This is a genomic window from Pseudomonas sp. Q11 (assembly GCF_024494355.1).
Lineage (GTDB): Bacteria > Pseudomonadota > Gammaproteobacteria > Pseudomonadales > Pseudomonadaceae > Aquipseudomonas > Aquipseudomonas hefeiensis.
In genome coordinates this window covers 51,207-70,878 of the sequence record NZ_JAKNQY010000011.1, presented here as the reverse complement: position 1 = coordinate 70,878, position 19,672 = coordinate 51,207, and the positions used below count along the sequence as shown (strand labels likewise).

Genomic DNA, 19,672 nt, shown 5'->3' with positions numbered 1-19,672 from the left:
CCCATGGGTGATTGACCTGTGGAAGCAAGGCTGCTCCCACAGACTCACCTGAACCCGCGGAGCGTGCTCCGACCAGCGCCAATTGCTTTCCCTGCCCCGCCTCTGCGACAATCGCGAACAATTCTCGTTACTTAAAACATCGGTGATGCTTCGTGTCGTCAGTCCCAAGCCCCCACAGTGATCTGGTTGGTGCGTTGTACCGTGACCATCGCGGGTGGCTATTGGCATGGCTGCGCCGCAACGTCGCCTGCCCGCAGCGGGCCGAAGATCTGAGCCAGGATACCTTCGTGCGCCTGCTGGGCCGGGAGGAACTGACAGCGCCCCGGGAGCCCAGGGCGTTTCTGGTGGCGATCGCCAAGGGACTGCTGTTCGATTATTTCCGTCGGGCGGCGCTGGAGCAGACCTACCTCACCGAGCTGATGCTGATCCCGGAGAACGAACAACCGTCGGTGGAAGAGCAGCAACTGATCCTCGAAGACCTCAAGGCTATTGATCGGCTGCTCGGCAAATTGTCGAGCAAGGCCCGTGCCGCCTTCCTTTATAACCGCCTCGACGGCCTCGGCCATGCAGAAATCGCCGAGCGCCTGGGGGTTTCCGTGCCACGGGTGCGGCAGTACCTGGCCCAGGGCATGCGCCAGTGCTACATCGCACTTTATGGTGAGCCAACATGAGCACGCCTTCGTCCAAACCCGTCTCGACCGGGGTTCTGGATGCGGCCATTACCTGGCAACTGTCCCTGGACTCAGGCGGCGGCAGCGCCCAGGAGCGTGAAGCATTCGCCCAATGGCATGCCGCCGACGAAGAACACGCCCGGGCCTGGCGGCAGTTGGGCATGCTCGACCAACGTTTCAGTGTCGCCAACGGCCCTGGGCGAGCCGCGTTGTTGCAATCCAGAGCAAACATTCGTCGCCGGGTGCGCAAGCTCGGCAGCAGCCTGGCCAGTATTGTTGCAGTGATCGGTCTGGCGTTGTTTGCCGGGGATCGTTACTTGCCGCTGGATTACTGGCTGGCCGACCAGCGCACCACCACCGGCGAGCAACGCATCCTGCGCCTGGCCGACGGCACGCTGATCAACCTCAACACCCACAGTGCGCTGGACGTGCGTTTCGATGACACGCAGCGACGTATTGTCCTGCAAGAAGGCGAGATCCTGGTGGAAACCGGCCACAACGATCCACGCCCGTTTATCGTTGAAACCCGCGAAGGCAGCATGCGCGCCCTGGGCACCCGATTTTTGGTCAAGCGAGAAGCAGAAGGCACGCGCTTGAGCGTGTTGAAGTCGGCGGTGGCGGCGCATCCGCAGGCCACCGACGAAGAGCAGATCCTGCGCGAAGGCCAGCAGGTGTTGATGCGCCGCGACGGCCTCGGGCCGACAATGGCCCTGAGTCCGGGCGCCGATGCCTGGACCCGCGGCATGCTGGTGGTGGACAACGCCCGCCTCGAAGACCTGGTCCATGAACTGGGCCGCTATCGGCGCGGCTACCTGGGCGTCGAGCCACACGTGGCAGACCTGCGCATCACTGGCAGCTTCCCGCTGCACGACACCGATCTGGCACTGAGCGCCCTGCTGCCGACCTTGCCGGTGCAGGTCGAGCATCACACGCGCTGGTGGGTGGTGGTGGGGCCGAGGGCCGAGACCAAACCTTGAGGAATCTGGAGTCAGTGATGGCGCCATCGCGAGCAGGCTCGCTCCCACAGTGGAGCAGCGTTGTACACACCGCTGGGGTTCGCTGAATATCAAATGTGGGAGCGAGCCTGCTCGCGATGAGGCCAGCCCGGCACAAAAACCAGTTGGACACCTCACCCTGAATCTAAATTATTTTCATCCAGCCCTATCACTTTTTAATTTTCATCCGGCACCCAGGCAATTGAGAAACATTTCCATTCAGGAGCCGCCGTATGTCCCGCCCGCTAGACACCCTGTTGCGCCCCAGTCTGTTGGCCGTCGCCATCGCTTTTGCCGCCCCGTTGGTCAGCGGTCCGTTGCTGGCCGCCGAACAAGCCTCGAGCGTGCGTGCCTACAACTTGCCCGCCGCGCCATTGGCCACCACCTTGAACCAGATCGCCAGTCAGGCCGGTCTTGCCCTGAGCCTGACCCCGTCCCTGGCCTCGGGCAAAACCTCGGCACCGGTCCAGGGCCAGTTCGACGCCATTGGTGCATTGCGTGAGGCCTTGCGCGGCACTGGCCTTCAACTGGAACAAAGCAGCGCCGGCACCTACAGCCTGGTGGCCGTACCCGAAGGCGTAATGGCGTTGCCGGAAACCAGCGTGATCGGCGCCGGCCTCAGCGAAACCGCGTGGGGCCCGACCGACGGCTACGTCGCCACTCGCACGGCGGCCGGCACCAAGACGGATACGCCGATTGTCGAACTGCCGCGCTCGGTTTCCGTGGTCACACGCCAGCAGATGGAAGATCGCTCGGTCCTCAACCTCAATGACGCCCTGCGCTACACCGCTGGCGTGCAGAGCAGCGGCTACGGCTCGGACTCACGCAACGACTGGCTGCTGGTGCGCGGTTTTGTACCGACGCAGTTCCTCGATGGCCTGCCGCTGCCCAAGGGCAACTACGTCACGCCGAAAATCGAGCCCTGGAACCTCGAACGCATCGCCGTGCTGCGTGGTCCGGCATCTTCGGTCTACGGCCAGACGCCACCCGGTGGCATGCTGGACATGGTCAGCCGTCGCCCGCAAGCCGAAAGCAGTCACGAAGTCGAACTGCAAGCCGGCAGCAACGAACACAAGCAGATCAACTTCGACAGCACCGGCAAGGTCGATGACGAAGGCCAGTTCCTGTATCGGCTCAGCGGCACGGTGCGCGACAGCAACGCCCAGGTCGATCACATCCCGGACAAACGCTACAACATCGCCCCAAGCCTGACCTGGAACATCAACGACGACACCCGCCTGACGTTCCTGTCTCAATACACCCGCGACGACACCGGCATCACCGGGCAATTCCTGCCGCTGCAAGGCACCAAGCTGTCGTCGCCGGCCGGCAAGATTTCCCACCACAAAAACCTGGGTGATCCGGACTGGGAATTCTACGACCGTACCTACTACGCCCTCGGCTATGCGTTCGAACATCGCCTGAACGACACCTGGCAGTTCCGCCAGAACCTGCGCTACACCAAGAGCGATCTGGAAACCCAAGGCATCTCGGCTGGCGGGCAATTCTGGCCAGACGGCCCCGACCAATCGGTGGACGCCGACGGCAACGTCAAGCGTAGCGCCAGCGTCATCAACGAAGACATCAGCCAGTTCGCCGTGGACAACAATTTCCAGGCCGACTTCCAGACCGGCGCCCTCAGCCACACCCTGCTGCTGGGCCTGGATCACCAGCGCTCCAACAGCAATTCGCGCTGGGATTGGGGTTCGACTGGCGTGCCGACCAGCAACATCCACAACCCGATCTACGGACAGGATTTCTCCAACGTCCAGTACTTCACCATGTATGACTACAACCAGAAGACCCATCAAACCGGCCTGTACGTGCAGGACCAGATCGCCCTGGACAACTGGCGCCTGACCCTCGGTGGCCGTGAGGACTGGATTCACACCGGCACCGAATTCCACAACTTGAACAACGTCACCAACACCCAGCGCGACAAGAAATTCAGCGGCAACGCGGCGTTGAGCTATGTCTTCGATAACGGTGTGACGCCCTACATCTCCTTCGCCCAATCGTTCCAGGCGGCGGCAGGTTCAACCGTCAACAGCACCGAAGCGTTCAAGCCGACAGAAGGCGAACAATACGAAGCGGGCATCAAATACCAGCCACCCGGCACCAAGACCCTGTTGACCGCTGCGGTGTTCGACCTGACCCAGAAAAACAACTCCGTGACCGAAAACAACGTCACCCGCCAAGTGGGTGAAGTCCAGGTGCGTGGCCTGGAACTGGAAGCCTCAGGCGATGTAACCGACAACCTGAAACTGGTCGGCTCCTACACCTACAACGACAGCGAAATCACCAAAGGTTCTGCGGCTGAAAAGGGCAAGCGCATGGCCCAGGTGCCACGCAACCAGGCCACCGCCTGGGCCGATTACACCTGGCACAACGGCCCGCTGGACGGCTTCGGTGTCGGTGCGGGTGTGCGTTATGTCGGCGACACCTATGGCAACACCACTAACACCAATTGGGGCCATGTCGGTTCATACACCGTGTATGACGCGTCGGCCCATTACGATCTGGGTCGCCTGAACAACTCGCTCAAAGGGGTATCGGTGGCGGTGGATGCAAAAAACGTCTTCAACAAGGACTACCTGTCCACTTGTGACGGCTTCTATTGCTACTACGGCGATCAACGCAGCGTCGTCGCCAGCGTGAAATACAAATGGTAAACGGTTAGCATTCGCACCCACCCTTTTTAGAGTGGCGCGGTGTGGGAGCAAGGCTTGCCCGCGATGGAGGCGACTCGGTTTCTGAAGGACCGCATTGCCTGTTTCGCGGGCAAGCCTTGCTTCCACAGATAAATCCCCTCGCCTCAAGGGGCCCTTTTGGCATTCGGATCAATCATGAAAAGCAAAACCATCCGCCGCTGGTCCTTCGTCCACACTTGGACCAGCCTGATCTGCACGGTGTTTCTGCTGATGCTGGCGATCACCGGGCTACCGTTGATTTTTCATCACGAAATCGAACACCTGCTAGGCGATGCTCCCGAGCTTCGGCAGATGCCGGCCAACACAGCAAAGTTGGACCTTGCGCAGCTGGTGGAAAAAGCCAAGGCCCATCGCCCGGGTGAGGTGGTCCAGTATTTTGGCTGGGACGAGGATGATCCCAACGGTGTCATCACCATCATGGCGCCGACGCCGGGCACCGAACCCAACTCCTCTCACACGTTCATGCTCGATGCCCGCACCGGCGAGGCCCTGGAAATGCCCTCGGCCAACGGCGGTTTCATGATGGTGATGCTGCGCCTGCATGTGGATATGTTCGCCGGCTTGTCAGGCAAATTACTGTTGGCGTTCATGGGCCTGTTGTTCGTGATCGCCATCGTCTCCGGTGTGGTGCTGTACCTGCCATTCATGCGACGCCTGAAATTCGCCACGGTGCGCCAGGACAAATCCACGCGGCTGCGCTGGCTCGATTTGCACAACCTGATCGGCGTGGTCACGCTGGTCTGGGCGCTGACGGTGGGTGTTACCGGTGTCATCGCCGCGTGCGCCGACCTGATCATCGCCGCCTGGCGCAACGACAGCCTCAGCGCCATGGTCGAGCCCTATCGCGACGCCCCGCCGCTGACGCAACTGGCCCCGGCGACCCGCTTGCTGGACATCGCCAAAGAGGTTGCGCCGGGCATGGAACCCAGCTTCATCGCCTTCCCCGGCACGCTGTTTTCCAGCGAACACCACTACAGCGTGTTCATGAAAGGTGACACCCACCTGACCTCCCATTTGCTGACACCCGTCTTGATCGACGCCAGCACCCTGGACGTCACTGCCGTGGCTGAACGGCCGTGGTACATGGATATGATGAGCCTGTCCCTGCCGCTGCACTTCGGCGACTACGGCGGTCGGCCGATGCAGATTTTCTGGGCGACCCTGGACGTGCTGACCATCATCGTCCTCGGCAGCGGCGTCTACCTGTGGCTGGTGCGGCGCAAGGCGGCCAAGCGCGCAACCCTCGGCACGGAGGTCGCTTCGTGAGACCTCGGCAGTCGAGTTTCTGGAAAGTGTTTGGTATTCCCGTGGCAATCGGCGTGCTGAGCGCCGCGGGGTTATTTTCGGCATTGCTGGGCGACGGGGCCTGGGACGCCGTGAGTTGGGTGGGGCTGGGAATACCGACGGTCTTGGGGACTTGGGGCTTATTCAAACGCGGATAACGCCTGCCAGACGCGTCCCCTGTGGGAGCGGGCTTGCTCGCTCCCACACTGGAACTCGCCAGCCGAGCCGGAACTGTCTAGGCTAAGCCCCTGCCCGTTAATCGAGGATACCTGCATGTCGGCCCCCAGCATGACGCTGTTCCACAACCCCGCTTCGCCTTTCGTGCGCAAGGTCCTGGTGCTGCTGCACGAAACCGGCCAGCAGGACCGCGTGGCGCTGCAGCTCAGCCAGCTCACGCCGGTCAAACCGGATTTGGCACTCATGGATGACAACCCCCTGAGCAAGATCCCAGCCTTGCGCCTGGCCAACGGCAATGTCATCCACGACAGTCGCGTCATTCTTGATTACCTCGACCACCAGCATGTCGGCAATCCGCTGATCCCCCGGGACGGCGCGGCCCGCTGGCGGCGCCTGACCCTGGCGTCCCTGGCTGACGGGATCATGGATGCCGCGGTGATGATTCGCTACGAAACCGCCCTGCGACCTTCAGAAAAACACTGGGCCGAGTGGCTCGATGCGCAACGGGACAAGATCCGCCGCGCCCTGGGCATGCTCGAAGCCGAGGCAATTGCCGAGCTGGCCTGCCATTTCGACATTGCATCCATCAGTGTGGCCTGCGCCCTGGGTTACCTGGACCTGCGCCATCCCGACCTGGAATGGCGCAAGGCCAATCCGCAACTGGCGCAGTGGTTTGCCGAAGTGAGCTTGCGGCCCTCGATGGTTGAGACGGTGCCCAAGGTCTGACTTTGCGGTGACTGTACCGGCGTCATCGCGGGCAAGCCTTGCTCCCACAGGTTGAGCCCGGCCCTTGTGGGAGCAAGGCTTGCCCGCGATGGCAGCGCAGCGGATCCAAGGGAAACAACTGCGCGAGCCGCGTCACCAACACTTCTCGCCATTGCCGGTCCTCGCGCAACCCCAGCGACCGGCTCATTTCACCTCCCCCAGATCGAACGTCATCGCGGCCGTCGGCTTGGCTCCCACCCGGTACCAGTCCAGCTTACGGGTCAATACCATGAACACACCGAGCAGACCGAACAGCAACAGCGAGCCCATCAGCAAAGCGTAGTCCTCGGCACTCAACAATCCATAGAGCAAGCCGTACAAGCCCGCCAACCCCGCTGAAAACCCCAGGCCATGGCTCACGCTGCGCAACACATGGCAAACATAGAACCCGATCAGCAGCACACAGGCACTGGCTGACACCAGGTAGGCCAGGGCGAAGCCGATGTGTTCCGACAGGGACAGCAGCAACAGGTAAAAGAACGCCAACGCCGCGCCCACCAAGGCGTACTGGACCGGATGCACCGCCAGGCTCTTGAGTACTTCGAAGAGAAAGAACCCGGCAAACGTCAGCGCAATGAACAGCAGTGCATATTTGATCGCCCGGTCGCTCTTGAGGTACTGGTCCACCGGATCGATGAAACTCACACCAAAGGCACGGCTGCGGAACGCTTCGCAGCCATCGCTTGGCTCGCAGGCTTGCAGGGTTTCCAGCAGGTTTGTAGAGAAAAACGATGTCTGCCAGTCGGCACTGAAGCCCTGCTCATTGATGTCGCGCCGGGTAGGCAGGTAGTTGCCGATGAAGCTCGGGTGCGGCCAGTCGGCCGACAGGTGCACTTGGGTGGATTTACCTACCGGCAGAATCTGTAACTGACCGGTGCCTTGCAGCCGCAGGTCGAAACCGAAGGTCAGTTCAGCACTGCCCTGGGCCGTGACCATGGGCAGCGGCACATGCACGCCCTGCCCCAGCCAGCCGGTCCGCGAGCCGGGCAGGAAATCGACGGTCTGCTGGTTGAGCGTCAGGGTCAGTGCATTCTCAATGCCGCGGATGTCGCTGATGCCCACGCTCAGGTACGGTTCGTCAAAGCGGTAGTCGGCAAAATCCTTGGTGGCTACGCCGAAACGCTCAGGCACCTTGAAGTGGCCGTCGACCCGGTTGTCGGCATGAAACAACCGCGCCTCGTAGATCCCGCGTGCACGAGTTTCTGTGCGGATCTGGCCGTCGACGTCCAATTGCTCCGGCAGAAAATACAACTCACCGCTTTGCTCGACGGTTTCCAGGAAACGCACCCCGGTCTTCTCGTTGGTATTCCAGACCCGCACATCCTTGCGAAACGGCACCACGATCATCGGCCCGATGAGTTGCTGGCTGTGACTGGAACTGCGGGCGATGTCCTGCAGTACCTCGTCACGCAGCTCCTGGCGCTCGTCGATGAGGCCGTTGATCATCAACAGCGGGATCATCAGCAGGAGGATCAATAGGGCAATCATGCCCAGTTTTATGGCGAGGCTGCGGTTCATGTGGGGCTCTCCCTGTTCGATTGACGGAGAGCTTGAGCCGGCAGTGTGCTGGGGTTATGGAGAGATTGTGGAGATTGTATGGAGATGTGAATCTGTAGGAGCTGGCGAAGCCTGCGATCTTTTGATCTTCCGCTCCAGACTCAATTGCCAGGGGAAAGATCGCAGCCTCGCTTCGCTCGGCAGCTCCTACAATCATCGCGAAGAACTGTGGTTTCAGGGCAACCGCAAAACCACCTCCACCCCACCCTCGACATTGCCAATACTGAATTCCCCGGCATGCAACTGCACCACTTCCTCCACGAAGTTGAGCCCCAAACCGGTGCTCTTGCGGCCGCTGTCCGGGCGCGGCAGGGAGTAGAAGCGTTCGCTCAGACGCGCCAGGGCGTAGTCGGGAATCGGTTCGGCCTGATTGAACAGCCGGATCTCGACGCGGTTGCCGACACGCTCGGCACTCAGGAGCAACAGCCCGTTGACGGGCGTGAAGTCCAGGGCGTTTTCCAGCAAATTGCCCAGAGCCTGACGCAACAGAAATGGCTCCCCGGTCAGCGCCAGGTCGACAGCAATGTGCCGCTCGATCCGCAACTGCCGGCTTTCGATCCAACCACTGCGGGCTTCCAGCAGTTCGTCCATCAATGTCGCCAGCGGCACGGCAATCTCTTCTTCCAGTCCCTGTCGCTGCTCGACCTGGGCCAGGTTGAGCAAACGCTCGATCAATTGCTGCATGCGCACGCTTTCGTTGTCGATGTTGCTGACGAAACGCTGGCGCTGGGCGTTCGGCATGTCGCTCTGGAGCAGCTCGGCGGCGCCACGGATCGCCGCCAGCGGGCTCTTGAGCTCGTGAGTCAGGGTGTGCACGTAGCGCTCGACGTAAGCCTTGCCTTCCAGTTGGGTGCGCATGTGTTCCACCGCGCCCGCCAGTTGCTCGAACTCGCCGCCGCGATAATGCGGCACCTCCACCCGTTGTCCCTGGCTGACGGCCTCGGCATAAACGGTCAAGCGCCGCAGCGCCGCGCTCAGCCACCACGACAACAAGGCGCCCAACAGCAGCCCCAGGCCGATCAACCCGACGCCGTAAGCCAACAGACGCTGCTCGGTGCGGTCGACATAGGGTTGCAGCGAGCTGTTGGGCTTGGCCACGGTGACCACGCCGATAATCCGGCCGTTGTCGCGAATCGGCGCGCCAACGTGCATCACCGAAGACGTCGGATCATCGGCAACGCTGCGGGTCGAGCGCGCCCCGTATTGTCCGCGCAGGGTCAGGTAGACGTCGTTCCAGCGCGAATAATCCTGGCCCACCGCCGCACCGCTGGAGTCGAGCACCACGATGCCCTTGGCGTCCGTGACGTAGATACGATGGTTGACCTGGTTCTTTGGCAACCCCCAGATCGATGCCGCCGGCTGGCGCTCACCGTAAGCCTTGAGCAGTTGCGGCCAGCGGTTCTGGTTGAGGGTGCCGGCCTTGAAATCGTCCCGCAGGATCTCGGCCATCAGGTTGGCGGTGTCCACCAGGGTTTCTTCGGTGGACTGGCGCACGCCGGGGCGTATTTCTTCCATCACCGTGTTGAGGACGAAATACCCGGTCAAACCGATGAACAGCACATACACCAGGAAAATCCGGATGCCCAGCGACATCAGCTATGCCCCGGGCTGTAGCTGTAACCCAGGCCACGGTGAGTCTGGATCGGTTCAGCCTCGGCCCTGACCAGGCGCAATTTGGCGCGCAGGCTCTTGATGTGGCTGTCGATGCTGCGCTCGTAACCGGCATCACTGGCCACACCCAGGGCGTCGAGCAACTGTTCGCGGCTGAACACGCGCTCGGGTTGCTCCAGCAGACAGTTCAACAGACGGAACTCGTGGCGGGTGAGATTCAGCGATTTGCCGCGATAGTTGATCTGCACCCGGTCGGCATCGACCTGAAACAGCCCCATGCCAGGCTCCACCGCCGGACGCGGCGCGACCCGCTTGAGGATAGCGCGGACCCTTGCCGCCACTTCCCGAGGGCTGAACGGTTTGACCACATAATCGTCCGCCCCGATCTCCAGCCCCACTACCCGATCGATCTCAGCATCCCGGGCTGTAAGAAAGATGACCGGAACGTCGCTGAAACGTCTGAGATTTTTGCACGTCTCGAATCCACTGATATCCGGCAGGCCCACGTCGAGGATGATCAGGTCCGCCGGGGTGTGTTGCTGATGCTCAAGCGCGGCCGCGCCGAGGCTCAGCCAGGTAGTGTCGAAGCCCTCCCCTTGCAGGGCAAACACCAGCGTATCGGCAATGGCGGCTTCGTCTTCGACAATCAGAATGTGAGGCATGGCTTGCGTGCCCGGCAGTAAAGTTGCCGGAACGGTGCCCCAACCCTGGGGGCACGTCAATCAGGGAAATCAGCAGTCGGGCTTGTCCGCGGTATAGCGTCGGGCCGGGTTCACCGCCGCGTCGAACTTGCGCAGGGCCTTGGCGCCGATCAGCAGCGGGTAGTTAAAGCTGCTGCGGTCCGTCAGGTTGACCTCAACGGTACGCTTGACATCACCCAGGCACATTTCAAGCTCCACCACCGGACGTTTGCTGGGGGCAGCCGATTCATCGTCGTCTTCATCTTCCTCCGAACGGGTCTTGATCTTGCTGATGCGTGCGACCTTGTGTTCATAGATCTTGTTGCTCGCGCCCTTGGTCGCCAGGCGGAACCGCACCCAGTCATCGCCGTCACGGGTGAAGGTTTCGATGTCCTTGGCCGACAGCGAGGCGGTCAGGGCACCGGTGTCCATCTTGGCCTTGAGCACTTCACCGCCGATTTCCGGCAGCGCGATATATTCGTAGCGCCCGTACAGGGTCGGCTCGGCGGCCAGCACTGGAAGGGCCACCAGGGAAAGCAGAGCGAGAAGGGATTTCACGTAATGGACTTCCTTTGTAAGGATGGGCAGCGGGATTTTAGACCGTGGGCTGTGAATTCGTTCGGTTGGCGTCAAGAACATCTCTGCCGGGGAAAGGGGGGTCTGTGGGAGCAAAGCTTGCTCGCGATACAGGCACCACGGTTCCAGAGAAATAGCGTTACCTTCATCGCGAGCAAGCTTTGCTCCCACAGATCACTTCGCTCGCCCCAGGTTGCTCGTTTCACCTCGATTTGGCCTGCCGCCCGAAGCTGCTTATCATGGCCCGCCCACCTGTTTGCAAGAATCATGTATGCGCCGCCTGCTCACCGGCTGTTTTGTCACCCTGCTGCTGTTACTCAACACCCTGGTGCTGTTCGGGCCGTTGATGGTGTTCGCGCTGCTCAAACTGGTCCTGCCCGGGCGTCTTCGAGACTATGCCTCGTGGGCAGTGATGTGGATCGCCGAGACTTGGGCCGAAATCGACAAACTGATCTTCGCCCTGTGCATCCCCACCCGCTGGGACATACGCGGCGGCGGCGACTTGCGTCGCGACACCTCTTACCTGGTCATCAGCAATCACCAGTCCTGGGTCGACATCCCCGCCCTGATCCAGGTTCTTAACCGACGCACGCCGTTCTTCAAGTTCTTCCTCAAGAAAGAGCTGATCTGGGTACCGTTCCTGGGCCTGGCCTGGTGGGCGCTGGATTACCCGTTCATGAAGCGCTACACCAAGGCTTTCCTGGCAAAAAACCCGGAGCTGGCCGGCAAGGACCTGGAAATCACCCAGCAGGCCTGCGAGTTGTTCAAACGCCAACCGGTCACCGTGGTGAATTACCTCGAAGGCACACGCTTCACCACCGCCAAGCGCCAACAGCAACAGTCAGCCTTCACCCACCTGCTCAAACCCAAGGCCGGTGGCGTGGCATTCGTGCTGGCCGCGCTGGGCGAGCAACTGGACGCGGTGCTGGATGTGACGGTGGTGTACCCCCAGGAACGGACGCCGGGGTTCTGGGATTTGATCAGCGGTGCGGTGCCGAAGGTCATTATCGACATCCAGACCCGCGAGCTGGACCCGGCGCTGTGGCAGGGCGATTACGAAAACGACCCGGTGTTTCGCCAGCATGTCCAGAACTGGGTCAATCGGCTCTGGACCGAAAAGGACCAGCGCATCGCCGCCCTGCGCAACCAGCGCGGCTGATCAGATACCGGCACCGGCACCCCAGATTCCACCCAGGTTCTGCAGCAGCGAACTGGCCACGCCCTGCTGGCCGAGGTATTCAAGGATCACCGGGGCAAACTGGCCGATCATGCCGCTGTCCATGCCCAGCGCGCTGAAGGCGTTGTTCAGGTCGTTGGTGTCCTTGACGTTACCCAGCATGCCGTCGAGCAAGGCGTTTTTGTCCGACCCGCCACCGAGCAAACCGCCCAGGCCACCCAAGCCATTCAGCCCACCGATGGCGTTGTTGCCAGCGATCTGGTCCAGGCCCGGGACACTTTTGCTCAATTCGGAAAACTGCGGCTCACTGAGTCGATTCTTCGCCAGCCCCAGCATCGCACCGGCACCGCCAATGGCCTGTTCCGGGGTGATCTTGAGCTCCGAGCCCAGGGTATTGAGCAACCCGGCAGCTTGCGGCGCAGCTGCCACCGCGCCCTCCCCCTGTTGATCGCCCTGCATCGCCGCCACCGCATTGGCCGCATCACTGAGGCTGAACTGCGCGAGGGCCGGGCTGCTTGCCAGCGCAAGCAGGCAAGACAGTGCAAAACCGCGTGAAACCTTCATCCGGGACTTCCTCTTGAGCATGAAAAAGCCGCTCATAAAGAGCGGCATAAAGCGTGCGTTGGACTGGGGTCCAGGGGGATTGTTCCCTAAGACGTATTACATCTGCGGCCGGTAATGGCAATCGCGGTACTGTTCCAGCACAGCCACGCAAAGCTCCCTGCCCTCGCCGTTGGCTTGCTCCCTGTAGGAGCTGCCGAAGGCTGCGATCTTTTGATCTTTCGCTTGAGACTCAAGTGTCTGGGGAAAGATCGCAGCCTCGTTTCACTCGGCAGCTCCTACACAGCGTCCACGACCCAGCGGGAGCGATCTCTGGCCACAATTGGCGATCAATCATCGTCAACTAAAAATCTTACAACTACTTGGGAAATCACCCGCGACAGCGAGCCTTGCCCAAGCCAATCTGCGATGCCTATAGTTCGTCCCGTCGTCCACATGGCGACTCGGGTTTGGCGACTCGATACACTATGGTCAGAAGCCCTGCTTTTGGCACGGGCTTTTGCACTCGCAGAATTGCTCAATGGCAGTTGTGCGCGGGAGGCCTTCGGGTCTGCCGGCTTCCATGGTGTCCGGTTCGCCAACCTGCGTACAGCTGCCACCCATTCGTTTGGCGACGGGTGAGTGGCGGCATCATCGAACTCCATGGAGATCTACCGAATGAACCGATACATGCCCCTCACCGGCGTCGACTGCTCCCCCGCTGCCCTGCTCATCGACACCCAAGCCCCCCTCGACGTCCTCCACGACTTCGCCTTGCTCCTGGCGATTCCGTTGCGCGATGGCTGCGATGTGCTGGACGTGATCGGCCGCCGATTGCAGGCACAAGCCATGGCATGACCGCTGCGTCAGTCATCCGACTATCAACGCGCAAACCGTTATTTCCTCTCGGTCTTGCCTACTGTCAACGTTGACAGTAGGCAGCTGTATGTACCGGCTCTTAAGTTGCAGGCGCACCGTCCGCACCTGCACCCAGCGCTTATATCTCAGGGGGTGCTCATCAGCGAACTCGAGGGTTCGATACAACGATCGATTTCCCATTATTCCAAACAGGTCTAAACCGCTGTCAACTCTGACAGTAGCCACAGCCAGCAACGCCCCTCAGCATCAAAGCTCCTTTCAATTAATGAGTGAACAGCGAACATGCAAAGGAAAATGAAAATTGGACTGATGGCGATCGCCTTGTCCACAGGCTATGTTCACGCGGATATCGCCACCTGCCCCCACGTTGCAACCATCAAACAGCAAGCGCTTGACAGTGGCTTCAGCTATAGCGCACCGGGCCCCGAACAACGGATGTGGACGGGAGAGAATGAGTATGCCGACGAAAACTATCTGACTAAGGTTCATTTCACAGATGCTCGTTTCAACACCAACAGCCAGGCCGTCATCTGTAGCTACGAGGGTGAAGGCGACGCGGGTGTAAGGCTCGCCCTGAAGCCTTTCAATCAATGGAAAGCGGCAGCAGGAACAGCTTGGCAGGGAGAAACCTGCAAGGCTTCGGATATTTCAAAGTGCTCTTTTGAGTATATGAAATAGAAGGCGACACCTGCCGCCCCCCCAAGCGCAAGCAATGACCTACTCGTTGGTCCATCCGACTATCAATGCAAGCGGTTATTCCCTCTCGGTATTACCTTCTGTCAACGTTGACAGTAGGCAGCTGTTCATACGGTCCTTAAGCTGCAGCCGTGACAACGAAAAACAAGGCTATGGGCAAACCACAGTCCCTGTGCCTTTCTTCATTCGGGCAAGCAGGAAAAATAAAAATGAACGACCGAATCAAAGGAACCGTGAAGTGGTTTAACGATGCAAAGGGCTATGGCTTCATTACCTGCGGCAATGGAGGCGAGGAGTTGTTCGTTCATTACTCGGCGATAGCCGGCGAGGGTTATAGAACATTGAAACAGAAGCAAACGGTCTTCTTTGAAATCGAGAAGAGCGACAAAGGCATGCAAGCCATGAGAGTGACGCCGGATTAACCCTCGGCTCACGCAGGAGTCAATCGATGTCGGCGAACCGCAAAACGCTGCTCTGCCGCTACCATTACGATCCAGTGGATCGCCTCGCCGACTGCACGCCATCGGAACTGGCCCGGACCCAGCGCTTCTACCTAAACAGCCACCTGACCAGTGAAATAACAATGAAGGGCCATGGAAGTTATCAAACGGGGGAAGGCAATTCGATACATTCGATAAAATAGAGCGTCTCCAAGTGTGTTTCTTTATTGCCTAAAATCTCATGGTGTGCTGAGCAACCTTGGGTACTCTCTAAGCTCAGGCTAACGAACAAATCAAGAATAATAGGACCAGCAGTTACTCCAGAAACCCATAAGTTGCTGTCAACTCTGACAGTAGGCCACCCCTTTCCACTGAGTTAATCTCAATCATGCATCAACGAAACACAAGCGAACGCCATCTCAACCCTTCATTCAGGCGGAACGACAATGAGCAGCGGAACGGTTAAGTGGTTCAACGAAAATAAGCACCATGGATTTATCACACCCGATGACGGCAGCGCTGATGTCTATGTTCAGGAATCAGCTATAAGAACTGTCGGCTACCAGACCTTACATGAAGGGCAAAGAGTGACCTATGAAGCCGTCATGGGACCAAATGGCATGCAAGCCACAGATGTTTACCCTGCATGAATTGGCCCCAGTGCGGGTGTGTTTCGACAGCCCGCACCCTGACCGCACGCCTAAGCTCTTTGCCAATGAAGTCGCAGCTTGTAAAGCGTTACGACTTCGCTGAAGGCCTCCCGTGCCGACGCTGCCGCCCTTGCCAACCGCGGAACCCGGCGCGACGCCGCGTCGGATTAACGACGATCAATGAAAATGGACAAGACATCTTATTAGCGTCAAGTTGATGTTAAGCGACGATGGTCAATACCACGCGATCAGCACGCCCGCATCGAACTCGCCGTCCCCCTTCCGCCAGCGATATTCCAATAAAAGAGATACAAGGACAAGAATCTTCAATTAGCAACTAAAAGCACACTTATTAAAGTCGAGCCGCGGGTTAAAACTTGACCCCCAAAAAATTCACCAATGAAATCAAAAATAAAGTCATCATCACAGTCTGAGCGCCGGTGAACAAAACCAACATTTTCGGGCATAACCAGACCAACAGTTATTACCTATCGCCCTCACACACTGTCAACTCTGACAGTAGCCAACCCTTTCCACTGAGTTAAGCTCAATCACGCATCAACGAAACACAAGCGAACCCCATCGCTAACTCGCATCAACCATTCACCCAGGCGGAACGACAATGAGCAGCGGAACGGTTAAGTGGTTCAACGACGATAAGGGCTATGGTTTTATCACACCGGATGACGGCGGTGATGATCTCTTCGTCCATTTCAATGCGATAAAAACTGAAGGTTTCAAGTCCTTGAAAGAAGGACAAAAAGTGACCTATGAGGCCGCCAAAGGTCAAAAAGGCATGCAAGCTGAAAACGTTTATCCTGCATGAATTGGTCCCGGTACGGATGTGTTTCGACAGCCCGTACCCTGACCGCAGGCCCAAGCTCTTTCAATAGGAGTTTTGCCATGGAAAAGCAGCCTGTAAAGCGTTACGACTCGGCTGGAGGCGGTACTGGGTTAACGAACCCCCATGAAAATCGACGAGACATCTTCTTTAGCGTCAGGCCAATCGAAGAAGGCGGGCCGGTCATAAAACCCGGACAGAAAGTGGCGTACGAGTTGATGTTGGGCGACGATGGGCAATATTACGCGATCAATCTTCAGGTCATCAGCGACGACGAGTAAGCCCAGTCGCTTCAGTACTGCAAGCTGCCGCTTGCGCTGTGCCGAATAAAAAGGGCGACATCACTGCCGCCCTTTTTCCGTCTTGCCTACTGCCTTACGCCGCGCTGAACAACTTGTGCGGGTCAATCACAAATTTCTTCGGCACGCCCGCATCGAACTCGCCGTAGCCTTTAGGCGCGTCGTCCAGGCTGATGACCTGTACGCCGACGATTTCGGCGATGTTGATGCGGTCCCACATGATCGCCTGCATCAGTTGGCGGTTGTACTTCATCACCGGGGTCTGGCCGGTGTGGAAGCTGTGAGACTTGGCCCAGCCCAGGCCGAAACGGATGCTCAGGCTGCCCATTTTTGCCGCGGCATCGACCGCGCCCGGGTCTTCGGTGACGTAGAGGCCGGGGATGCCGATTTTGCCGGCCACGCGAACTACGCCCATCAAGGAGTTGAGCACAGTGGCCGGGGCTTCGTGCTTGACGCCGTCATGGCCGTGGCCGCGGGCTTCGAAGCCTACCGCATCGACAGCACAGTCGACTTCAGGCTCGCCCAGCAGCGCGGCGATCTGTTCGTGCAACGGGGTGTCGGTGGACAGGTCGGCAATTTCGAAACCCTGAGCCTTGGCGTGAGCCAGGCGGACCGGATTGACGTCGCCGATGATCACCACCGCCGCGCCCAACAGGCGAGCGGAAGCAGCCGCAGCCAGGCCAACCGGGCCGGCACCGGCGATGTAGACGGTGCTGCCAGGGCCAACACCCGCGGTGACGGCGCCGTGGTAGCCGGTCGGCAGAATGTCGGACAGGCAGGTCAGGTCGCGGATTTTCTCCATGGCCCGGTCGCGATCCGGCAGTTTCAGCAGGTTGAAGTCGGCGTACGGCACCATCGCGTACTCGGCCTGGCCGCCGGTCCAGTCGCCCATGTCGACATAACCGTAGGCACCGCCCGGACGCGCCGGGTTAACGCTCAGGCAAACGCCGGTGTGCATTTCCTTGCAGGAACGGCAGCGCCCGCAAGCCACGTTGAACGGTACCGACACCAGGTCGCCAATTTGCAGGTTCTCGACGTCGCTGCCTTTTTCGATCACTTCGCCGGTGATTTCGTGGCCCAGGACCAGGCCGGTCTGGGCAGTTGTGCGACCGCGCACCATGTGTTGGTCGGAGCCGCAGATGTTGGTGGATACCACGCGCAGGATGACACCGTGCTCAATCTTCCTGCCGCGCGGGTCCTGCATTTTTGGATAGTCGATTTTCTGTACTTCGACCTTGCCGTTGCCGAGATACACGACACCACGATTACCAGACATGCTTTCACCTCGCTGTTGTTTTTGTGGAACTGCGTTGCCCAGGCAGGCAGCGCGTTGATTGCTCGGGTTGATGCCTGAGCTTCAAGCGGCAAGCTACAAGCCGCAAGAAGCACGCATACCGCCTTTTCTTGCGGCTTGAAGCTTGAAGCTTGTGGCTAAAGCACCACAGTGCGATTGGCGTTCAGAAATACTCGTCTTTCAATGTGATACCCCACCGCCCGGGCCAGGGTCAGCCCTTCGATGTCCCGTCCCTTGGCGATCAGGTCTTCGGGATAGTGGCTGTGGTCCACCACTTCCACGCCCTGGGCGATGATCGGGCCTTCGTCCAGGTCGTTGTTGATGTAGTGCGCCGTGGCGCCGACCAGTTTCACGCCTTTGTTGTAGGCCTGGTGATACGGCTTGGCGCCCTTGAAGCCCGGCAACAGCGAGTGATGGATGTTGATCGCCTTGCCGTCGAGTTTGCGGCACAGCTCCGGCGACAGCACTTGCATGTAGCGGGCGAGAATCACCAGCTCGGCGCCGGTGTCTTCGATCACCTGCCACACCTGCCGCTCCTGGGACGGTTTGTCGTTCGGGTCCAGGGGGAAATGGTAGTAGGGAATCTGGTGCCAGTCGGCCAACGGCTTGAGGTCGGGGTGGTTGGACACCACCGCCACGACGTCCATGGACAGCTGGCCGATACGCTGACGGTAGAGCAAGTCGTTGAGGCAGTGATCGGCCTTGGAGACCATGATCACCACCTTGGGCCGGTAGTTGGGCGCTGTCAGTTCGAAAACCATGCCAAAAGCCTCGGCGCGCTCGGCCAGGCCAGCGCGAAAGTGCTGTTCGTCAAAACCATCGGGCTGGCGGAACTCCACCCGAATGAAGAAACGCCCCGACAGCCGGTCGTCAAAGGAATGGTGCTCGGTGACGTAGCAGCCCTGCTCGAACAAAAAGCGCGTCACCGCGTCCACCGTGCCGAGCACGCTAGGGCAGTCGGCGGTGAGGATCCATGTGTCTGGGGCGCGGCTCATTGCGGTGACTCCTGTTTGTTATGGATAACCCTGCGCCGGACACAGAACCTGTGGCGGAGGATTTATCTGTGGGAGCAAAGCTTGCTCGCGATAAAAACAACGCGGTCTATCTGGAGCTCAAGCGCCTGCATCGCGAGCAAAGCTTTGCTCCCACAGTTTTGCTACCACAAGGACTGCGGTGTCTCAGCCCTGCACGCTCAATCCATACTCAGCCGCTGCATCCTGCAACCACAGCCACCAGTAATCGGAGAAGCTGCGGCGAATCAGCAGTTCCCAAGTGTCTTCACCGGTATGGCGGATCACCAGTTGCGACTTGGCGAACACCGTGCCCACGGCCTTGCCCACCGGGAAGTTGTTTGGGTGTACATCGTAGCTGGTGGATTTCATCAGCACGTCGCGCACGTTCGGGCCGGACAGCTCGAGGATCTGCTGGCCGCCGCTGACGTTGACGATCTGGATGTGCAGGTCGCCCAGGGCTTCACGCAGTTTCTGCTCGGCGGCGAATTCTTCGCCGGTGGGCACCACTAGCAGCCATTCATCCGGGCCGAGCCATTGCAGGCTGGTTTCGCCCTTGACGATGACGGTCAGCGCACCCGGCAGCTCCAGGCCCAGAGCCTTGTGCACGCCGGCGGCGAATGCGGGATCATGACCATCGCCACGGATGGTCAGGTGGCCCAGAAGCTTCTTCTCGCGCACGGTCACGCCGGCGTTCTTGCGACCCTTGCCCACCAGGCTGGCGAGGTCGGCATGGTGCAGCGACGACTCGGCCTTGGCCCCGGTGGCTGGGCGTTGTTGGTACACGTTGACTGCGGTCATATGGAGCACCTGTCTTGA

General features: G+C 59.8%; 22 protein-coding genes. 14 read left to right on the top strand and 8 right to left on the bottom strand.

Annotated features, from left to right (window positions below; all coding sequences use genetic code 11):
- The first annotated feature begins 152 nt into the window (after positions 1-152).
- The 6 genes from MA884_RS13725 (at position 153) to MA884_RS13700 (ending at position 6,564) form a co-directional block, all read left to right on the top strand.
- A complete protein-coding gene (locus tag MA884_RS13725) occupies positions 153-671 on the top strand; it encodes an RNA polymerase sigma factor (protein WP_256231035.1) in 519 nt (172 codons plus the stop codon).
- Positions 668-1,648 carry a FecR domain-containing protein gene (locus tag MA884_RS13720; protein ID WP_256231034.1) on the top strand — a complete coding sequence of 327 codons (981 nt, stop codon included), beginning with the start codon at positions 668-670 and terminating at the stop codon, positions 1,646-1,648. The genes MA884_RS13725 and MA884_RS13720 overlap by 4 nt, the downstream gene beginning before the upstream one ends.
- 251 nt (positions 1,649-1,899) lie before the next feature.
- Positions 1,900-4,338, top strand: coding sequence for a TonB-dependent siderophore receptor (locus MA884_RS13715; RefSeq protein WP_256231033.1), 2,439 nt, complete (start codon positions 1,900-1,902; stop codon positions 4,336-4,338).
- 174 nt (positions 4,339-4,512) lie between these two features.
- A complete protein-coding gene (locus MA884_RS13710) occupies positions 4,513-5,643 on the top strand; it encodes a PepSY domain-containing protein (protein WP_256231032.1) in 1,131 nt (376 codons plus the stop codon).
- Positions 5,640-5,819 carry a hypothetical protein gene (locus MA884_RS13705; RefSeq protein WP_256231031.1) on the top strand — a complete coding sequence of 60 codons (180 nt, stop codon included), beginning with the start codon at positions 5,640-5,642 and terminating at the stop codon, positions 5,817-5,819. The genes MA884_RS13710 and MA884_RS13705 overlap by 4 nt, the downstream gene beginning before the upstream one ends.
- Before the next feature lie 115 nt (positions 5,820-5,934).
- Positions 5,935-6,564 carry a glutathione S-transferase gene (locus tag MA884_RS13700; protein ID WP_256231030.1) on the top strand — a complete coding sequence of 210 codons (630 nt, stop codon included), beginning with the start codon at positions 5,935-5,937 and terminating at the stop codon, positions 6,562-6,564.
- Between the two features lie 183 nt (positions 6,565-6,747).
- Here MA884_RS13700 and creD read toward each other — a convergent pair whose 3' ends face one another.
- The 4 genes from creD to MA884_RS13680 form a co-directional block, all read right to left on the bottom strand.
- The gene (creD, locus tag MA884_RS13695) at positions 6,748-8,121 is read right to left on the bottom strand and encodes a cell envelope integrity protein CreD (protein ID WP_256231029.1); all 1,374 of its coding nucleotides are present in this window, start codon (positions 8,119-8,121) and stop codon (positions 6,748-6,750) included.
- A 213-nt stretch (positions 8,122-8,334) separates the two neighbouring features.
- Complete coding sequence (gene creC, locus MA884_RS13690; protein ID WP_256231028.1) at positions 8,335-9,753, bottom strand: two-component system sensor histidine kinase CreC; 1,419 nt, start codon at positions 9,751-9,753, stop codon at positions 8,335-8,337.
- Positions 9,753-10,433: a two-component system response regulator CreB gene (gene creB, locus MA884_RS13685; protein WP_256231027.1), complete on the bottom strand. Its 681-nt coding sequence runs from the start codon at positions 10,431-10,433 to the stop codon at positions 9,753-9,755. The genes creC and creB overlap by 1 nt, the downstream gene beginning before the upstream one ends.
- A gap of 69 nt (positions 10,434-10,502) precedes the next feature.
- Positions 10,503-11,009 carry an ATP-dependent zinc protease gene (locus tag MA884_RS13680; protein ID WP_256231026.1) on the bottom strand — a complete coding sequence of 169 codons (507 nt, stop codon included), beginning with the start codon at positions 11,007-11,009 and terminating at the stop codon, positions 10,503-10,505.
- Positions 11,010-11,298: 289 nt separating this feature from the next.
- Here MA884_RS13680 and MA884_RS13675 point away from each other — a divergent pair, with 289 nt between their 5' ends.
- Entirely contained in the window at positions 11,299-12,186 is an 888-nt protein-coding gene (locus MA884_RS13675; RefSeq protein ID WP_256231025.1) for an acyltransferase, read from the top strand.
- On the opposite strand, the gene MA884_RS13670 is transcribed toward MA884_RS13675, so the two are convergent.
- Positions 12,187-12,768 (bottom strand): DUF2780 domain-containing protein, encoded by a 582-nt coding sequence (locus tag MA884_RS13670; protein ID WP_256231024.1) that lies wholly within the window; start codon positions 12,766-12,768, stop codon positions 12,187-12,189.
- 654 nt (positions 12,769-13,422) lie between these two features.
- Here MA884_RS13670 and MA884_RS13665 point away from each other — a divergent pair.
- The 7 genes from MA884_RS13665 to MA884_RS13635 all read left to right on the top strand — a co-directional run bounded on the left by MA884_RS13665 (position 13,423) and on the right by MA884_RS13635 (position 16,531).
- On the top strand, positions 13,423-13,602 hold the full coding sequence (locus MA884_RS13665; RefSeq protein WP_256231023.1) for a hypothetical protein: 180 nt from the start codon (positions 13,423-13,425) through the stop codon (positions 13,600-13,602).
- A 315-nt stretch (positions 13,603-13,917) separates the two neighbouring features.
- On the top strand, positions 13,918-14,301 hold the full coding sequence (locus tag MA884_RS13660; RefSeq protein ID WP_256231022.1) for a DUF3757 domain-containing protein: 384 nt from the start codon (positions 13,918-13,920) through the stop codon (positions 14,299-14,301).
- 227 nt (positions 14,302-14,528) lie between these two features.
- Complete coding sequence (locus tag MA884_RS13655; protein WP_256231021.1) at positions 14,529-14,741, top strand: cold-shock protein; 213 nt, start codon at positions 14,529-14,531, stop codon at positions 14,739-14,741.
- Between the two features lie 26 nt (positions 14,742-14,767).
- Entirely contained in the window at positions 14,768-14,962 is a 195-nt protein-coding gene (locus tag MA884_RS13650) for a hypothetical protein (RefSeq protein WP_256231020.1), read from the top strand.
- Between the two features lie 243 nt (positions 14,963-15,205).
- On the top strand, positions 15,206-15,409 hold the full coding sequence (locus MA884_RS13645; RefSeq protein WP_256231019.1) for a cold-shock protein: 204 nt from the start codon (positions 15,206-15,208) through the stop codon (positions 15,407-15,409).
- 622 nt (positions 15,410-16,031) lie between these two features.
- Positions 16,032-16,235, top strand: coding sequence for a cold-shock protein (locus MA884_RS13640; protein ID WP_256231018.1), 204 nt, complete (start codon positions 16,032-16,034; stop codon positions 16,233-16,235).
- A 77-nt stretch (positions 16,236-16,312) separates the two neighbouring features.
- The gene (locus MA884_RS13635) at positions 16,313-16,531 is read left to right on the top strand and encodes a hypothetical protein (protein WP_256231017.1); all 219 of its coding nucleotides are present in this window, start codon (positions 16,313-16,315) and stop codon (positions 16,529-16,531) included.
- Positions 16,532-16,625: 94 nt separating this feature from the next.
- On the opposite strand, the gene fdhA is transcribed toward MA884_RS13635, so the two are convergent.
- The 3 genes from fdhA to MA884_RS13620 form a co-directional block, all read right to left on the bottom strand.
- On the bottom strand, positions 16,626-17,825 hold the full coding sequence (fdhA, locus tag MA884_RS13630) for a formaldehyde dehydrogenase, glutathione-independent (protein WP_256231016.1): 1,200 nt from the start codon (positions 17,823-17,825) through the stop codon (positions 16,626-16,628).
- A 155-nt stretch (positions 17,826-17,980) separates the two neighbouring features.
- A complete protein-coding gene (gene purU / locus MA884_RS13625) occupies positions 17,981-18,838 on the bottom strand; it encodes a formyltetrahydrofolate deformylase (RefSeq protein ID WP_256231015.1) in 858 nt (285 codons plus the stop codon).
- Between the two features lie 183 nt (positions 18,839-19,021).
- The gene (locus MA884_RS13620) at positions 19,022-19,654 is read right to left on the bottom strand and encodes a sarcosine oxidase subunit gamma (RefSeq protein ID WP_256231014.1); all 633 of its coding nucleotides are present in this window, start codon (positions 19,652-19,654) and stop codon (positions 19,022-19,024) included.
- Between the last annotated feature and the right edge of the window lie 18 nt (positions 19,655-19,672).